The organism is Actinomadura xylanilytica, assembly GCF_030283145.1.
Taxonomy (GTDB): domain Bacteria; phylum Actinomycetota; class Actinomycetes; order Streptosporangiales; family Streptosporangiaceae; genus Spirillospora; species Spirillospora xylanilytica.
Window position 1 is genome coordinate 1,138,791 of record NZ_JASNWE010000001.1, and the last position, 16,365, is coordinate 1,155,155.

Consider the following 16,365-nt stretch of genomic DNA (forward strand, 5'->3'; position numbering starts at 1 on the left):
GGATCGTGGAGTTCTGGCTCGGGGCGGCTTTCGTCGACACCCACGAGTACGTCGGGCTCGCGCGGGCGGCCGACCGGCTCGGCTACGACACGGTCGCGGTGTCGGACCACATCTTCTACACCGACTACGACGCGTCCTACCCCTACACCGAGACGGGCGCGCCGCCGTACAAGCCCGGCACGCACTGGCCGGACGTGTGGGTCACGATCGGCGCGATGGCGGCGGTGACCGAACGCGTGCGGTTCGCCACCAACGTCTACATCGCGCCGGCCCGTGACCTGTTCACCGTGGCCAAGGCGGTGTCGACGGCCGCCGCGCTGTCGGGCGACCGGACGACCCTCGGCGTCGGCGTCGGCTGGTGCAAGGACGAGTTCCTCCAGACCGGCCAGGACTTCCACACCCGCGGCAAGCGGCTGGACGAGATGGTCCCGGCGCTGCGCGAGCTGTGGAAGGGCGGCCGGGTCGAGCACCACGGCGCGTTCTACGACTACGGCCCGCTGAGCATCGCCCCCGTCCCCGGGGCGCCGGTCCCGGTCTTCATCGGGGGCGACAGCGACGCGGCGCTGCGCCGGGCCGCCCGGATCGGCGACGGCTGGATCGGCAACCGGATCTACTCCGAGGACCAACTGGAGGATCTCCTGACCCGTCTGGAGGGCTTCCTCGCCGAGCACGGCCGCACCCTGGCCGACCTCGACGTGATCGCGCCGATCGGCGCGCTGCCGACCGCCGACCTGTACCGCAGATGGGCCGACCGGGGCGTGACCGGCACGATGGCGGCGCCCTGGTGGCTGGCCACCGAGGGCGAGAAGGCCGCGCACGGCACCGCGCCCGGCCTCAAGATCGCCACGATGGAGCGGTTCGCCGAGGAGGTCATCGCGAAGATGTGACGCGGGCGACCGCGCGGACGGGCGCGCCGTCGCCCGCCAGCGCGATCGGGAAGAGGCTCACCTCGACGCGCCGGCCCGCCTCCTGGGCGTCCAGGAGGCGGTCCAGCGCAGTGAGGTTCTCGGCGATCACCGTCCCCGCGCCGCACAGCACCCGGTGCGCCGCGAGCGTGAAGCCCTCGTCGCCGGGCGGCGGGGTGCGGTCCACGCTGAGCGCGTCGATCCCGACCGTCCGGACCCCGGCGGCGACGATCGCCTCGGCCGCCGCGGCCGACGGGTAGGGGTGCGCGAGGTACTCCGCGCTGCCCCAGTACCGCGACCATCCGGTCGCGATGAGCAGGACCGTGCCGGGCCCGAGCCCGTCCGGAAGGGCCTCCGGGCCGATGGCCGAGCGCGGCGCCATCCCGCGCGCGTCCAGGACCACCGCCGGGCCCGTGAACCGTTCGAGCGGGATCTCCTCCAGCCGCGGCAGCGCGTCGTCGATGTGGAACGGGGCGTCCACGTGCGTGCCCGACTGCGACCCGAGGTGCAGCCGCGCGAGGTTCACCCCGTCGCCCGCCGCCGTCAGCGCCGGGACGATCTCCACCTCCGGGTCCCCCGGATACACCGGCATCCCCGTGACGAGCGGCACGGACAGGTCCACCAGCTCAACCGACATGCCGCCAAGTATCGCGCGGGCACCCGATAGCGTGTGGCGCGTGCTGCCACTAGTCAACGCCGTCCGCTATGTGACACCGCTGCGCGAGGGCGGGTCGCTGCCGGGGATCGTCGAGTGCGACGACCTCGGCACGTACGTGATGAAGTTCCACGGCGCCGGCCAGGGCCGCAAGGCCCTGATCGCCGAGGTCATCGCCGGCGAGCTGGCCCGCCGGCTCGGGCTGCGCGTCCCCGAGCAGGTGGTGATCGAGCTGGACCCGGTGATCGGCCGGCACGAGCCCGACCCCGACGTGCAGGACCTGCTCAAGGCCAGCACCGGCTGGAACCTCGGCTCCGACTTCCTGCCCGGTTCGCTCGGCTTCGACCCGCTCGGCTGGCGCCCGGACGCGGCGCTGGCCTCCCGGGTGCTGTGGTTCGACGCGTTCATCGGCAACGTCGACCGGAGCTGGCGCAACCCCAACATGCTGGTCTGGCACGGCCGGGTCTGGCTGATCGACCACGGCGCGAGCCTGATCTTCCACCACGCCTGGGCCAACGCCGAGCGGCTGTTCTCGGGCCCCTACGACGTCGACGACCACGTGCTGACCCCGTACGCGAGCGAGCTGGCGGCGGCCGAGGCCGAGTTCACGCCGAAGATCACCGAGGCGGTGCTGCGGGAGGTCGCCGCGCTGGTGCCGGACCGCTGGCTGGAGGGCGAGCCGGGCTTCACCGGCCCCGCCGCGCTCCGCGACGCCTACGTCGACCTGCTCCTCGCCCGCGCCGGCCGGCCCCGCGACTGGCTGCCCGACCTCGCCGTGTCGGCCCGCCGGCCCGACACCACCGCCCGCCGTGGCGAGAACCGCCCCACCTGGCTCGGCGGCCCCGTATGACGCCCCCGAGCGAACGGGGGGCACTCCCGCGGGAGCAGCTCTTCGAGTACGCGGCGCTGCGGGTGATGCCCCGGATCGAGCGGGGCGAGGTGATGAACGTGGGGGTGGTGGTCTACTGCCGCGCGCTGGAGTTCCTCGGCTGCCGCACCCGGGTCGACCCGGAGCGGCTGCTCGCGCTGGACCCGGGGCTCGATCTGGAGGGCGTCCGGACGGCGCTGAAGGGTGTCGCGGCGCTGTGCGGGGGCGGCCCGCACGCGGGGCAGGCCGGGGACGAGCCGGCGGGGGTCAGGTTCCGGTGGCTGACCGCGCCGCGCAGCACGGTCGTCCAGCCGGGGCCGGTGCACGCGGGGCTCACCGGGGATCCGGACGCCGAGCTCGGGCGGCTGCTGGAGCTGCTGGCCGGCTGAGGGTCAGTCCCACTCCCAGCGGATGCCGTGGTAGCCGGCCGGCATGCCGAACTCGATGAAGTGCGCGCTGTGGTAGCTGGAGGTGCGCAGGTCGGCCGAGTCCTTCAGCGCGGTGTGCCCGTCGGGCCGCCAGGTGCGGTGGCAGCGGGCGGGCAGGGCGGACGGGTGGAACCGCACCTCGATCAGGTACTCGTGCTGGGGGGCGCGGAACCCGCGACCCTCCTCGGTCACCTCGGGGCCGGTCTCGTCGAACCCGAACCCGTACTCCAGCAGGTAGGTCTCGCCGCGGCCGAGCGCGCGGTCGAACAGCAGCTCGGCGGCGATCAGCCCGCTGGCCTCGTCCATCCGGACGCGGCCGAACCGGCAGCCGCGGGCGGTGCGGGACGAGGGCAGGACGCGGTGCGGATGGTGGTAGACGGCGATCCAGCGGTCGACGCCGCGCTGCTGCGCCTGGAACACCGCGCGGGTGTGCACCTCGCGCAGCTCCCGGTGGGGGCCGATGACGTACTGGTCGTGCAGGCTGAGCCCGCTGAGCCGCCGCTCGCCGCGGGTGCCGATCTCGTCGAGCAGGTCGCGGACGCCGGGCTCGGGGCACAGCTCCTCGACCGGCAGCCACGGGCCCGCCGTCCGTTCCGCGGACGGCTTGAGGAGGGTGAGCAGGGAGTGCCGCGGCAGTTCGAGGATGACCTCCAGGCCGCGGACGGCGCGCAGCGAGTCGGCGCGCTCGGGCCGGGTCCGGCCGCGCTGCCAGTAGCTGAGGGTGGAGAGGCTGACCGCGACGCCCTGCTGCTCGAGGCGGCGGCGCAGTGCCTCCAGGCTGAGGCCGCGGGCCTGGATCGCGGCGTGGAGGGCGACGTTGAACGGACCGTACTGAAGTAGCTGGAGGAGGTCCTCCTCGGTGACGCTCTGCACCGCCATCGGCCTCCGGATCGGCTCCGGCCGGCCCCCGTCGACGGCCTTGACAACAGCATTTTCACCTTCAGCGCTCACTGTAAGACCACCGGCTGCCAATGCCAATCGGCAACTTCTGCCAACAACTGCCCGGTCGCGTTCGCATCAGTCCCATTCCCATTCGATGCCGAGGATGCCCCGCCGCACGTCGCCCACGGCCAGGTGCGCGCTTCCCGAGGTGCCGATCCACAGCTCCGCCGCGCGCCGCTTGGGCGCGTCCCCCGTCTCGCGGGAGAAGCCGTAGCAGCGGGCCGGGAACATGTCGGCGTGGAACTGCACGACCGCGAGGTAGTCGCGCACGGGCCGCGGGAAACGCCGCTGGTAGTCGAGGTGCTCGGGTCCGCCGGGGGGCAGGTGGAGCTCGTACTCCACGACGGCGGTGTCGCCCGCCGCCAGGACCCGGTCGAGGACGAGCTCGAAGGCGAACAGCCCCCCGCCGCGCCGGATCCGGCCGGGCCGGCAGTAGCGCAGCCCGCCGAGCTCGGGGCCCTCCGGGATCGCGGGGACGGGATGCGCGCAGACGACCCGGTCGATGTCGTCGCCGGTGGCGCGCAGGACCTCGCGCACGGTGAGGGTCAGCGGGCGCCGGTCCAGGCCCAGCCGGTACAGGTCGTGCCGGCTCAGCCGTTCCAGCCGGTGGTCGCCGGACCGGTCGAGCTGCGCGACGAGCCCGGCGTACCGGGCCGGGTCGGACCAGAGCCCGGCGGCGGCGCGGCCCCGCCCGCCGCCCGGCGCGGCGGCCCGGACGGGGCCGGCGCGGCCCGGCGCCCCCGGCGCGGGGACGGCGGCGGGCGCGGGGTCGTCCAGCAGCTCGGTCAGCGTCCCGGCGGGGACGCGCAGGACCTCTTCCAGCATCGCGACCACCGCCCGGGAGCGCGGGCGGCTGCGGCCCCGCTGCCAGTAGCTCAGGGTGGCCACGCTGACGGCGAGGCCGCGCTGGCCCAGCCGGTGGCGGATCCGCTCCAGGGTCAGACCGCTGTCCTGGACCGCCTGCCGTAACGCGCCGGCGAACTCCACGGGCGGATCGTACCGGTCCGTGGTGGTCTCGCAGATCCGCCGACCGCCGGTACCCCCGGTTCCGGATGTCAGAAAAGGACCGACATGAAACGGCTGATCTCGATGAGGCCGACGCGGTGGTAGGTGGCGCGGGCCCGCGCGTTGTAGTCGTTGACGTACAGCGACACGGTCGGCGCGATCGAGCGGAGCGCCTCGTCGACGACCGCCGCCATGCCGGGCGCCGACAGGCCCCGGCCGCGCAGGTCGGGCGGCACCCAGACGCCCTGCACCTGGCAGGCCCTGGGGGTGACCGCGCCCACCTCGGCCTTGAAGACCACCCGGCCGTCGTCGATCCGGGCGAACGCGCGGCCCTCCCGGATGAGCTCGGCGACGCGGGCGCGGTAGAGGACGCCGCCGTCACCGGCGTTGGGCGAGACGCCGACCTCCTCGGTGAACATCGCCACGCAGGCCGGGTAGACGATCTCGAACTGGTCCATCGCGACCCGGCGCACCCCCCGGTCGAGCGGCACCTGCGGGGCCGTCGAGGTGGCCATCACCGGCTGCGCCGCGCGCACCGCGCGGGGCGGCCCCCAGTAGGGCGCGAGGATCTCCCACAGGTCGGTGACCGCGTCGATCGGGCCGACGATGGACGAGCAGCGCCGGCCCTGCGCCCGGGCCCGCTCGGCGAACGCCCGCACCGCGTCGGGGCCGGCGGCCACCGGGATGAGGTTGGCGCCGGAGTAGCACAGCGCCGCGAGCCGCCCGTCGCGGACGTAGCCCCAGACCTGCGCGCCGAGCCGCCGCGGGTCGAGCCCCGCGGCGTGCACGCGGGAGCCGACGAACACGTTGGCGACCGGATCGGCGTCGAGGATGGCCAGCGCCTCGTCCCGGTACCGGTCGTCGAGCAAACGCACGGGCAGCGACCCGAGCATGCGCACGGCTACCGGCTCCGGTAGGGGAACGGGCCCCGGACGGGGTCCAGCGCAGTGAACACCACGCCGACCAGCCTATGACTTTCGCGAACCGGTCTACGCCACCGGCTCCTGTACCGGCCGGTCGCCTCCACCGGACGCGCGCCCGTTCCGCTTGGCCGGACGGGCCTTCGGCGGGGCGGAGGCGGGGCAGGTGGCGTCCGGACCGGGCCGGTTGCGCGGCAGCGAGCCGTCGCGCAGGTAGCCCGCCACAGCGGGGTCGACGCACTTGTCGCCGCCGAGCGTGATGCCGTGGGTACCGCCTCCGACCTGCGTCACCAGCCGGGCCGACGGGAAGGTCCGGCTCATCTCCAGGGCGCCCGCGTAGGGGGTCGCCGCGTCTTCGGTGCCCTGCACCAGCAGGATCGGCGGCAGGCCCGCGCGGCCCCGAACCTCGGGCGGCGGCCCGCCGGGCACTGTCCACGTGGCGCAGGGGGCGTTGTACCAGGCGTTGCTCCAGGTCTCGAAACGGTAGCCCTCCCGATACTGGCGCCGGCTGTCGTCGTGCCACCGCTTCCAGTCGCGCGGCCAGGCGGCGTCGCGGCACTGGACGGCGTTGTAGACCGCGTAGTTGTTCTGGTCGAGCCAGGTGGGCGGCTGCCATGCCTTGCGCAGCGGGCCCGGGTCGTGCCGCACAGCGAAGGCCGAGAGCGCGGCGGCGTGGGCGGCCCAGTCGCGGTCGCCGTACCCGTCGGCGAGGAACACGTCGTCCAGTTCGGACGGCCCGACCCGCCCGCCGAGCGGCTTGGCGGCGAGGGCGGCGCGGACCTTGGCGTAGGAGCGGCCGACCTCGGCGCGGGTGCGGCCGAGCCGGTAGACCCGGGCGTTGCGCGCGATCCACCCGAAGTAGGTCCGGATCCGCTTCTCGAACGCCACGTTCTGGTCGAGGTTGTCCTGGTACCAGACCCCGCTCGGCCGGACCACGCTGTCGAGCGCCATCCGCCGGACCCGGCCGGGGAACATCGTGGCGTACACCGCGCCGAGGTAGGTGCCGTACGAGTAGCCGAAGAAGTTGATCTTGTCTTGGCCGAGCGCGGCCCGGATCGCGTCCAGGTCGCGCGCCCAGTTCGCCGAGCCCATGTGCGGGAGGATCCGGCGGTACTTGGCGCCGCAGTCGCGGGAGTAGGCGGCGGCCCGCGCGCGCCAGGCGCGCTCGGCGGCGGCCGTGGCGGGGACGGTGTCGGCGCGGGGGCGCCCGGGGTTCTGGTACTTCTCCCCGCAGCTCAGCGCGGGCCTGCTGGCCCCGACGCCGCGCGGGTCGAAGCCGATCCAGTCGTAGCCGGCCGCGACGTCGGGCGGCATCCCGTTGGTGAACAGGGCCGGCAGGTCGCGGCCGTGCGCGCCGGGACCGCCCCGGTTGAGCAGCATCACGCCCTGCGAGCGGGCGGCGGTGTGCCGGGCCCGGGTGAGCGCGAGCGTGATCTTCTCGCCGCCCGGTCTCCGGTAGTCGAGCGGGACCTGGACGTTCGCGCAGTCCAGGCCCTTGATCCGCTCCTTCTCCAGCGGGTCCTTGTCGGGGCAGCGCGTCCAGGAGACGGCGCCAGAGGGGCGGGGGGCGGGGCCCGAGTCCAGCGCGGCGGCTGCGGTGACGGTTCCCAGGGCGACAGCGGCGGCGACCGCACCTGCGGCGGCGCTCTTTCCAGCGGCGTTCAGCACTCCCGCTTTCTACCGCTGCCGGGGCCGTCCGCCACTGACCCTGGATTCGCGCGTTTCCCCCCGCAACCAGGTCAAGCCCGTCGGGTCCGGCCGCGGCAGGCCGTCCCTCCCGGGGCCTCGGGAGGGACGGCCCGCCACGGACCGGCGTTCTAAGCCCGGCCGACGGACGGCTCATAGGCAACCGTGCCACAAGCGGCCGGGCCGGAGGGGTCTACCGGCGGCCGACCGGCAGGTCCTTGCCCTTCGGGGTGGCCGCGGCCTTGACCGCGGTCGGGTTCGGGTCGTTCAGCTCCGGCAGCGCCTGGCAGGTCGCGTCGGCGCCCGGCCTGCTCTTGGGGAGCGCGCCGGTGTCGAGGTAGGCGGCGACCTTGTCGTCCAGGCACGCGTTGCCGTTGAGGGTGTTGGCGTGCGTCTTGCCGCCGATCTCCTCCACCAGCCGGGACGAGGGGAACGCCTTGTGCATCGCCAGGCCGCCCGCGACCGGGGTCGCGCCGTCCAGCGTGGACTGGACCAGCAGGATCCCCGGCATGTCCTTGCCCTTGAGCTTGAGCGCGGGGCCGCCCTTGACCGGCCAGAAGGCGGTCGGGGCGTTGTACCAGACGTTGCTCCAGGTGTTGAAGCGGTAGCCCTGCTTGTTCAGCTTGACCGCGTCGTCGTGCCACTTGCTCCAGTTGCGCGGCCACTTGGCGTCGGCGCCCTGCACCGCGTTGTAGACGGCGAAGCCGTTGTCCTCGCCGCCGGTGTTGAGGTTGTCGAGCAGCGCGGCGGGGTCCTTGTCGTTCACCCAGGCCGACAGCGCCTCGGCATAGGGGATGTAGAAGCCGGTGTTGTAGCCGGCGTTCAGCACGATGTCGTCGAGCTCGTCCGGCCCGATCTTGCCGGCGATCGGCGACCTGCCGGCGTCCGCGCGGACCTTGTAGTAGCGGGCCTCGACCTGCTTCTCGGTGCTGCCGAGCTTGTAGATCGAGTTCCACTTGGCGGCCCAGGCGAACCAGAGCTTGATGTTGCGCTCGAACGCCTTGTCCTGCTCGAGCTGCGCGTCGTACCAGACCGTCTTCGGGTTGACGTTGCCGTCCCACACCATCCGCCGCACCCGGTTCGGGAACAGCGTGGCGTAGGTCGCGCCGAGGTAGGTGCCGTACGAGAAGCCGTAGTAGTTGATCTGCTGCTGGCCGAGCGCGGCGCGCAGCGTGTCCAGGTCGCGGGCCGCGTCGGTGGTGCGCATGTGCGGCAGCATCCAGCCGACCTTCTTGGCACAGTCTGCGGCGTACTTCTTGGACTTGGCGACCCAGGCCCGCTCCTCCTTCGCCGACGCCGGCACGTAGTCCGGGCGGATCGGGTCGGAGTAGTTCGGGTCGCAGCTCAGCGCGGGCTTGCTGGAGCCGACGCCGCGCGGGTCGAAGCCGATGATGTCGAACTTGGCGGCGGTGGCGCCGTGGCCGATCGCGCCGAACCAGCGGGGCAGCGCGGCCGAGTAGGGCAGCCCGCTGCCGCCGGGACCGCCCGGGTTGACCAGCAGCACGCCCTGGTAGTTCTCGGTGTCGGTGGCCTTGACCCGGGACACCGCGATCGAGATCTTGCGCCCGTTGGGCTTGCGGTAGTCCAGCGGGACCGGGAGCTGCGCGCACTCGGCCTTGTTCATCGGGTCATCCGGCCCGCTGACCTCGCACTTGCCCCAGGCGACGCCGGACGCGGCGGTCGCTGCGACCGGGACCGCGGTGGCCGCGTTCGCGGTGACGGCGACGGCGGTGCCGCCGACGCCCACGGCCGCCGCGGCCGCGACGAGAACGATCCTCTTCACCAGACCCCCTTGATCCGGCGGGGCCGCGCGCGCCGGTGCGGGCCGCGGCCGAACGCCGAAAAATAGCCGATAAGTGGATAAACGGAGATTGTGGCGCCAGCGGCACCGCGGACGGCAGAGGCCGTCGTGAGTGGATGCGAAATCGTGACGTGATCCACGGAACTTCGTGATCTCTCATCGCGTTGGGGTCCCGGCCGTACGGCCGGGACCCCGGCGGCGAGGCGGTGTCGCCCGTCAGGACGACGGCACCCTCGCGATGGGCCGTGTCGGCCCGGCTACTTCAGCGCGCCGTCCAGGGACGTCGCGGCGCCGACCTTGCTCCTGGTCTGAGCGGCGGACTCGGTGGCCGGCACCGGGTCACCGAGCTGCGGGACGTGGACGGTGTCCGGCTTCGGCCGCTTCCCGGTCAGGAAGTAGGCGTCGAAGTAGGCGTCCACGGCCGCCGAGCCGCGGTGCACGATGCAGTGCGTCCGGTCGCCGTCCTGGACCACCAGGCGCGAGCCCTTGAGCCGGCTGTGCATCTCCAGGGCGCCGGCGTAGGGGGTCGCGGCGTCGGCGGTGGACTGGAACATCAGGATGTTCTCCGGCACGTCCTTGCCGTGGCCGATGTTCACCGGCTTGCCGGCCTTGGCGGGCCAGGTGATGCAGGGGGCGTTGTACCAGGCGTTGCTCCAGGTGAGGAACGGGTGCTTCTTGTGCAGCTTGTCGTTGTCGCGCTGCCACTTCTTCCAGTCGGTCGGCCACTGCACATCGGTGCACTGGACGGCGTCGTACACCGCGTAGCCGTTGTCGTCGGCGCCGCCGGTGGTCTGCGCGCCGAAGGTGCCCGCGAAGGTGGCGGCGTCGCCGGTCTTGTAGGCCGCCAGGCCCACGCCGTACCCGTGCCAGATCGCCTGGGTGCGCCGGTAGGCGGCGTTCTGGATGACGTCGGTCAGCTCGTCCGGGCCGACCGCGAGGGTCTGGCCGCTGGACGGGTCGGTGTAGGTGACCGGCTTGCTCGCCAGGTCCTTGCGCAGGCCGTAGAAGAACCTGCGCACCGCGGCCTGGGACGAGCCCAGGTGGTAGACCGAGTCGTACTTGGCCAGCCAGCCGAAGTAGTACTCGATGTTCTGGTCGAACGCGACGTCCTGGTTCAGGTTGGTGTCGTACCAGACGCCCTTCGGCCCCACGTTGCCGTCGAGGACCATGCGGCCGACCGTCTTCGGGAACAGCGTGGCGTACGCCGAGCCGAGGTAGGTGCCGTAGGAGGCGCCGTAGTAGTCGAGCTTCTTGCTGCCGAGGGCGGTGCGGATCGACTCCAGGTCGTTCACCGAGTCGATGGTCTTGATGTGGTCCAGCAGCCCGATCCTGTCGGCCTTCTTGCACGCCGCGGCGTAGCCCGCCGACTTCTTCAGCCAGGTCGCCACCGACGCCCTGTCACCGGTGCCGTAGTCCGGCCGCGGCGCGTTGGTGTAGTCCGGGTCGCAGGTCAGCGCCGGGACGCTCATGCCGACGCCGCGCGGGTCGAACCCGATGACGTTGAACGCCTCGCGCATCGGCGCGGAGTTCTGGGCGAACACGCGCGGGCCGAACAGCGCCCCGCCGCCGCCGGGGCCGCCCGGGTTGACCACGATGTCGCCCTTGGCCGCACCCTTGCCGGTGTGCGGGGTCCGGGTGAGCTGGAGGGTGATCTTCTTGCCGCCGGGCCTGGCGCGGTCCAGCGGGACGGCCAGCTCGGCGCACTGCACGATCTTGGAGACCGGGTAGATCGCGTCGTAGTTGTCGGCCACCGTCTTGACGAAGTCCGCGGGGCAGGTGTGCCAGTTCAGCGCGGCGGTGTCCGGTCTTCCGGAGGGACCGGCCGCCTGGGCGCTCGCGGCCCCGAGCCCGGTGAACCCGAGCCCGGCCACCGCGGCCAGCACAACGATCTTCTTCACATATCCCCCTTTGAGTCACGACTCCGAGCGAGTCGGACATACGGGCCAAATGTGAAGATTGTTACGCTCGCCGGCGCTCAGGCGGCAGGGGCTTTCGTCAGTGGATGCACAATCGTGACAAGATTCTCGGAACCCGACAATACGCAAGAACGTTCCGAAACGCGGCGACCTCCGGGAACGCCCCGGGACCCCGGGAACGCCCACGGGACCCCCGGGAACGCCGAAGAGGCCCCCGGGATCACCCAGGGGCCTCTCGCGTGTCTTCTCGCGCGGACTAGCTCACCACGACCTCCGCGCCGGGGCCGCTCACCGACCCGTCCTCGCCGATCTCGATGCCCATGTCGTCGGCGATGCGCATGGCCTCTTCGATGAGGGTCTCGACGATCTGGGCCTCGGGGACGGTCTTGACGACCTGACCCTTGACGAAGATCTGGCCCTTGCCGTTGCCCGAGGCGACACCCAGATCGGCCTCACGAGCCTCACCCGGACCATTGACCACACAACCCATCACCGCCACCCGCAGCGGCACCGGGAAATCCTTCAGACCCGCAGTGACCTGCTCAGCCAGCGTGTACACATCAACCTGGGCCCGGCCACACGACGGACAGGACACAATCTCCAGACCCCGCTGCCGCAACCCCAGCGACTCCAAGATCGCCGTACCGACCTTGACCTCCTCGACCGGCGGCGCCGACAGCGACACCCGGATCGTGTCACCGATCCCCTGAGCCAGAAGAGCACCGAACGCCACCGAGGACTTGACCGTCCCCTGGAACGCCGGCCCCGCCTCGGTCACACCCAGATGCAACGGATAATCACACGCCGCCGCAAGCAGCCGATACGCCTCGATCATCACCACCGGATCGTTGTGCTTCACCGAGATCTTGATGTCACCGAACCCATGCTCCTCGAACAAAGAGCACTCCCACAACGCCGACTCCACCAACGCCTCAGGCGTCGCCTTCCCATACTTCTCCAGCAGCCGCTTGTCGAGCGACCCCGCGTTCACACCGATCCGGATCGGCACCCCCGCCCCCGACGCCGCCCGAGCGATCTCACCGACCTTGTCATCGAACTTCTTGATATTGCCCGGATTCACCCGCACCGCCGCACAACCCGCGTCGATCGCGGCGAACACGTACTTGGGCTGGAAGTGGATGTCAGCGATCACCGGGATCGGCGACTTCCGCGCGATCGCGGGCAACGCCTCCGCATCGTCCTGCGAAGGAACCGCCACCCGCACGATCTGACAACCCGACGCCGTCAACTCAGCAATCTGCTGAAGCGTCGCATTCACATCCGCCGTCAACGTCGTCGTCATCGACTGCACCGACACCGGCGCATCCCCACCCACCGGCACACCACCCACCATGATCCGCCGCGACACCCGGCGCGGCGCCACCGGGCGGGCGGGCGCCTGCCCCTCGCCCTCGCCGCGGACCATCGGAATACCCAGTGAAACGCTCATCCCTCTCCTCTGGCTTGTTCTGCTCCTCCGGGAGCAACCCCCAGACCCCGCAGAAGGAGGGCCGCACCGACCGCTCGCCCCGCTTTCGGCTGGCCCCTACCACCCTAAGCGCCGAGCACGTATGGGGTGACGTGGACGGGTCAGCTACATAGTCACGATCTGACTACCTTCTGTGACTTGATCGTACTATTGAGGCAGCCGAAGCGGATTGACCAGGTCGGCGAGGATCAGCAGCACCCCGAACCCCACCAGGACCAGGACGGCCAGATAGGTGATCGGGAGCAGCCTGGTCATGTCGACCGTGCCGGGATCGGGGCGGCCCCGCAGCCGCGCGATCTGGGCGCGGGCTCGCTCGTAGGCGACGACCGCCAGGTGCCCTCCGTCCAGCGGCAGCAGCGGCACGACGTTGAGCGCCCCCAGGAAGATGTTCACCGAGACGACCAGCGACAGGAACAGGGCGATCTTGTCGCGCCCGGAGCTGTGTGAGGAGAAGATCTGGCCCGACACGTCGGTCGCCCCGACCACGCTGCCGACCTGGCCGCCGGGCGTGCTGCCCCGGTCGGGCGAGAACAGCCGCGGGATCGCGGCCGGCAGGCCGGCCAGCGCCCGGCCGATGCCGGCGACGGCGGTGCCGACGCCGCGCGCGGCGAAGACCGTCGCGTTGAGCGGGCCGACCCGCTCGTATCCCTGGCCGGTGACCTTCGCCGACATCCCGAGGAACGTCTCGCCGGCCACCCGCGCCGGCCGCACGGTCAGCGTGACCGGCCCGGCCGCCCCGCCCGGCCCGGAGGGCCGTTCGACGACCACCTGGACGGGCCGTCCGGGCGGCGCCGCGGCGATGGCCGCGCGCAGCTCGGCCCAGGTGCGCACCCGCGTCCCACCGAACGAGACGACGCGGTCGCCGGCGCGCAACCCGGCCTCCTTGGCCGGGGACGGCGGGCGGCCCCGCTCGCAGACGTCCTGCAAGGTGGCCGGGACGCACGCGCTGACCTGGTCGACGGTGGTGCTCGCCGAGCCCGGGACGCGCACCCCCACGGCCATCGCCATCACCATGAGCAGCACGAACGCGAAGGCGAAGTTGGCGGCGACGCCGGCCCCGATCACGATCGCGCGGCGGCCGGCCGGCTGGCGGTAGAAGGCGCGCGGCCGGTCAGCCTCGTCGATCTCCTCCAGCGGGGTGTAGCCGACGATCTTGACGAAGCCGCCGAGCGGGATCGCCTTCACCCCGTACTCGGTCTCGCCCCGCCGCCGCGACCACAGCGTGGGCCCGAAGCCGACGAAGTACTGGGTGGCCTTCATCCCGAACCGCTTGGCGGTGAGCAGGTGGCCGCCCTCGTGCAGCATCACCGAGGCGAGCAGCGCGACGACGAAGGCGACCGCTCCGAAGAGGAAGGCCATCGCGCTCCTTCGCCGTGCCCATCGGTCAGGCGGGCGCGGTGAGCTCCCCGGCTCGCGCGCGCGCCCGCTCGTCGGCCGCGAGGACGTCGTCCAGGGTCAGGCCCGCGCCGGCGCCCGCCGCCCGATCGTCGGGCACCTGCTCGTCCACTACCCGCGTGATCGTGTCGACTATCCCCAGGAACGGCAGCCGTCCGGCACGGAACGCCTCGACGCACTCCTCGTTGGCCGCGTTGTAGACCGCCGGCGCGACACCGCCGAGCTCGCCGACCCGGCGGGCGAGCGCCACCGACGGGAACGCCTCGTCGTCGAGCGGGAAGAACTCCCAGGTGTGGGACGCCGTCCAGTCCAGGCCCGGGGCGGCGTCCGGGACGCGGTCCGGCCAGTCCAGCCCGAGCGCGATCGGCAGCCGCATGTCGGGCGGGCTCGCCTGGGCGAGGGTCGAGCCGTCGGTGAACTCCACCATCGAGTGGATCACCGACTGCGGGTGCACCATCACCTCGATCCGGTCGAAGGGGACGTCGAAGAGCAGGTGCGCCTCGATCACCTCCAGCCCCTTGTTGACCAGCGTCGCCGAGTTGATCGTCACGACCGGGCCCATGCTCCAGGTGGGGTGGTCCAGCGCCTGCTCGGGCGTGACGCCGGCCAGCTCGCCGCGGGCCCGGCCGCGGAACGGCCCGCCGCTGGCGGTCACCACCAGCCGCCGCACCTCGTCCGCGCGCCCGCCGCGCAGGCACTGGGCGAGCGCGGAGTGCTCGGAGTCGACCGGGACGATCTGGCCCGGCCGGGCCCGCTCCTTGACCAGCGGGCCGCCGACGATGAGCGACTCCTTGTTGGCCAGCGCGAGGGTGCGCCCGGCGTCGAGTGCCGCGAGGGTGGAGGCCAGGCCGAGCGCGCCGGTCACACCGTTCAGCACCACGTCGCTCTGCCAGGCGGCGACCTCGGCGACCGCCTCCGGCCCCGCGACGATCTTGGGGATGGGGTAGTCGCCGGTGGCGTAGCCGCGCCGCTGGGCCTCGGCGTAGAAGGCGAGCTGGAGCTCCTGCGCCGCGGACGCCTTGGCCACCGCGACGATGTCGGGGCGGAACTCCAGGGCCTGCTCGGCGAGCAGCCCGACCCGGTCGCCGCCGGCGGCCAGCCCGGCCACCCGGAACCGGCCGGGGTTGCGCCGGATCACGTCGAGGGCCTGGGTGCCGATCGAGCCGGTGGAGCCGAGCAGGACGACCTCGCGGGCGGCCGGGGCGGCGTTCGAAGGTGACATCACGGGGTCCATTGTCGGCCATGGCGGACCGGTGCGGGGGCCGCCCGGCGCGTCGGCCCGACATGCGCGAACGGCCAGAACTACAAGAACGCCCCGGACACCTTCGTCCAGATCTGCCACTAGTCGCGGCAAATATCGCGAACGTAGCTTTCGGCGCATGAGACGCTCCCCGCGCACCATGACCCTCGCCGCGCTGGGCGGCGCGGCACTGACCCTGCCGCTGCTCGCCGTCCCCGCCGCCCAGGCCGCCACCGCCCCGACCCCGGTCCCCTCTCCGTCCGCCCGCGCGCAGGCCACCGGCGGCGCCGAGCAGCAGCGGGTGCTGCGGTTCTGGACGCGGCAGCGGATGGCCTCGGCCACCCCGATGGAGAAGCTCTTCAAGCCGAAGGGCGTGGACCTGGCCGCAGTGCGGCGCGGTCTCGCCAAGCTCGTCCCGATGTCGGTCCCGAACGGCGGCGCCGCCTGGACTGGCGGCGGGGCCGTCACCAAGACCGCCGGCCGGGTGTTCTTCACCTACCAGGGCCGCACCGCGTCCTGCTCCGGCGACGCGGTGACCAGCACCAACAAGAGCACCGTCGTCACCGCCGGGCACTGCGTGAAGCTCGACGGGGCCTGGCACACCGACTGGGTGTTCGTGCCCGGCTACAAGGACGGCGACCGTCCGTACGGGACGTGGACCGCGAGCAAGACGCTGTCCACACCCCAGTGGACCGCCAGCGAGGACCTCAACTACGACGTCGGCGCGGCCGTGGTGAACCCGGTGGACGGCAAGAAGCTCGTGGACACCGTCGGCGGGCAGGGCATCGCGTTCAACCAGGCGCGCGGCCAGTCCATGTACGCGTTCGGCTACCCGGCCGCCGCCCCCTACGACGGCTCCAAGCTGACCTATTGCAGCGGGACGGTCATCGACGACTTCCTTCAGAGCAGCGACCTCGGGCTGCGCTGCGACATGACCGGCGGGTCCAGCGGCGGGCCGTGGTTCCTGAACTTCGGCGAGTCGGCGGGCACGGGCATCCAGAACTCGGTGAACAGCTTCAAGTACAACCTGCCGTTCCTGTCCGACTACATGTTCGGCCCGTACTTCGGGACCGACGCGCAGAACCTGTACAACACGGCTCAGTCCTCGTAGCCGG

14 protein-coding genes are annotated in these 16,365 nt (G+C 72.4%); 4 read left to right on the forward strand and 10 right to left on the reverse strand.

Annotated features, from left to right (window positions below):
• Positions 1-5: 5 nt before the first annotated feature.
• Entirely contained in the window at positions 6-887 is an 882-nt protein-coding gene (locus tag QP090_RS05300) for a TIGR03619 family F420-dependent LLM class oxidoreductase (RefSeq protein ID WP_285937328.1), read from the forward strand.
• Here QP090_RS05300 and QP090_RS05305 read toward each other — a convergent pair.
• Positions 871-1,542, reverse strand: a complete 672-nt coding sequence (locus QP090_RS05305; RefSeq protein WP_285937329.1) for a cyclase family protein — start codon at positions 1,540-1,542, stop codon at positions 871-873. The two genes, QP090_RS05300 and QP090_RS05305, sit on opposite strands and share 17 nt — an antisense overlap.
• Here QP090_RS05305 and QP090_RS05310 point away from each other — a divergent pair.
• Positions 1,541-2,410 carry a HipA family kinase gene (locus QP090_RS05310; RefSeq protein WP_432763010.1) on the forward strand — a complete coding sequence of 290 codons (870 nt, stop codon included), beginning with the start codon at positions 1,541-1,543 and terminating at the stop codon, positions 2,408-2,410. The genes QP090_RS05305 and QP090_RS05310 overlap by 2 nt on opposite strands.
• Positions 2,407-2,817: a DUF3037 domain-containing protein gene (locus tag QP090_RS05315; RefSeq protein WP_285937331.1), complete on the forward strand. Its 411-nt coding sequence runs from the start codon at positions 2,407-2,409 to the stop codon at positions 2,815-2,817. Before QP090_RS05310 ends, QP090_RS05315 begins: the two co-directional genes overlap by 4 nt.
• A 3-nt stretch (positions 2,818-2,820) precedes the next feature.
• On the opposite strand, the gene QP090_RS05320 is transcribed toward QP090_RS05315, so the two are convergent.
• The 9 genes from QP090_RS05320 to dxr form a co-directional block, all read right to left on the reverse strand.
• Entirely contained in the window at positions 2,821-3,735 is a 915-nt protein-coding gene (locus QP090_RS05320) for a hypothetical protein (RefSeq protein WP_285937332.1), read from the reverse strand.
• A 138-nt stretch (positions 3,736-3,873) separates the two neighbouring features.
• Positions 3,874-4,785 carry a helix-turn-helix domain-containing protein gene (locus tag QP090_RS05325; protein WP_285937333.1) on the reverse strand — a complete coding sequence of 304 codons (912 nt, stop codon included), beginning with the start codon at positions 4,783-4,785 and terminating at the stop codon, positions 3,874-3,876.
• A 68-nt stretch (positions 4,786-4,853) separates the two neighbouring features.
• Positions 4,854-5,696, reverse strand: coding sequence for a GNAT family N-acetyltransferase (locus QP090_RS05330; RefSeq protein WP_285938587.1), 843 nt, complete (start codon positions 5,694-5,696; stop codon positions 4,854-4,856).
• Positions 5,697-5,792: 96 nt separating this feature from the next.
• The gene (locus QP090_RS05335) at positions 5,793-7,391 is read right to left on the reverse strand and encodes an alpha/beta hydrolase (protein WP_285937334.1); all 1,599 of its coding nucleotides are present in this window, start codon (positions 7,389-7,391) and stop codon (positions 5,793-5,795) included.
• Between the two features lie 211 nt (positions 7,392-7,602).
• Positions 7,603-9,192, reverse strand: coding sequence for an alpha/beta hydrolase (locus QP090_RS05340; protein ID WP_285937335.1), 1,590 nt, complete (start codon positions 9,190-9,192; stop codon positions 7,603-7,605).
• Positions 9,193-9,467: 275 nt separating this feature from the next.
• A complete protein-coding gene (locus QP090_RS05345; protein ID WP_285937336.1) occupies positions 9,468-11,108 on the reverse strand; it encodes an alpha/beta hydrolase in 1,641 nt (546 codons plus the stop codon).
• Between the two features lie 274 nt (positions 11,109-11,382).
• A complete protein-coding gene (gene ispG / locus QP090_RS05350; protein ID WP_285937337.1) occupies positions 11,383-12,576 on the reverse strand; it encodes a flavodoxin-dependent (E)-4-hydroxy-3-methylbut-2-enyl-diphosphate synthase in 1,194 nt (397 codons plus the stop codon).
• A 186-nt stretch (positions 12,577-12,762) separates the two neighbouring features.
• Positions 12,763-13,974, reverse strand: a complete 1,212-nt coding sequence (locus tag QP090_RS05355; RefSeq protein ID WP_285937338.1) for a M50 family metallopeptidase — start codon at positions 13,972-13,974, stop codon at positions 12,763-12,765.
• A gap of 25 nt (positions 13,975-13,999) precedes the next feature.
• Entirely contained in the window at positions 14,000-15,232 is a 1,233-nt protein-coding gene (gene dxr / locus QP090_RS05360; RefSeq protein ID WP_285937340.1) for a 1-deoxy-D-xylulose-5-phosphate reductoisomerase, read from the reverse strand.
• 157 nt (positions 15,233-15,389) lie between these two features.
• On the opposite strand from dxr, the gene QP090_RS05365 reads away from it, so the two are divergent.
• The gene (locus QP090_RS05365; RefSeq protein WP_285937341.1) at positions 15,390-16,361 is read left to right on the forward strand and encodes a trypsin-like serine peptidase; all 972 of its coding nucleotides are present in this window, start codon (positions 15,390-15,392) and stop codon (positions 16,359-16,361) included.
• The last annotated feature ends 4 nt before the right edge of the window (positions 16,362-16,365 follow it).

Excerpts from the sequence above, each read along its gene's own strand:
- QP090_RS05355 (WP_285937338.1), bottom strand. The coding sequence starts at position 13,974 with ATGGCCTTCCTCTTCGGAGCGGTCGCCTTCGTCGTCGCGCTGCTCGCC.
- ispG (WP_285937337.1), bottom strand. The coding sequence starts at position 12,576 with ATGAGCGTTTCACTGGGTATTCCGATGGTCCGCGGCGAGGGCGAGGGG.
- QP090_RS05320 (WP_285937332.1), bottom strand. The coding sequence starts at position 3,735 with ATGGCGGTGCAGAGCGTCACCGAGGAGGACCTCCTCCAGCTACTTCAG.
- QP090_RS05305 (WP_285937329.1), bottom strand. The coding sequence starts at position 1,542 with ATGTCGGTTGAGCTGGTGGACCTGTCCGTGCCGCTCGTCACGGGGATG.
- QP090_RS05365 (WP_285937341.1), top strand. The coding sequence starts at position 15,390 with ATGAGACGCTCCCCGCGCACCATGACCCTCGCCGCGCTGGGCGGCGCG.
- QP090_RS05330 (WP_285938587.1), bottom strand. The coding sequence starts at position 5,696 with ATGCTCGGGTCGCTGCCCGTGCGTTTGCTCGACGACCGGTACCGGGAC.
- QP090_RS05315 (WP_285937331.1), top strand. The coding sequence starts at position 2,407 with ATGACGCCCCCGAGCGAACGGGGGGCACTCCCGCGGGAGCAGCTCTTC.
- QP090_RS05310 (WP_432763010.1), top strand. The coding sequence starts at position 1,541 with ATGCCGCCAAGTATCGCGCGGGCACCCGATAGCGTGTGGCGCGTGCTG.
- dxr (WP_285937340.1), bottom strand. The coding sequence starts at position 15,232 with ATGTCACCTTCGAACGCCGCCCCGGCCGCCCGCGAGGTCGTCCTGCTC.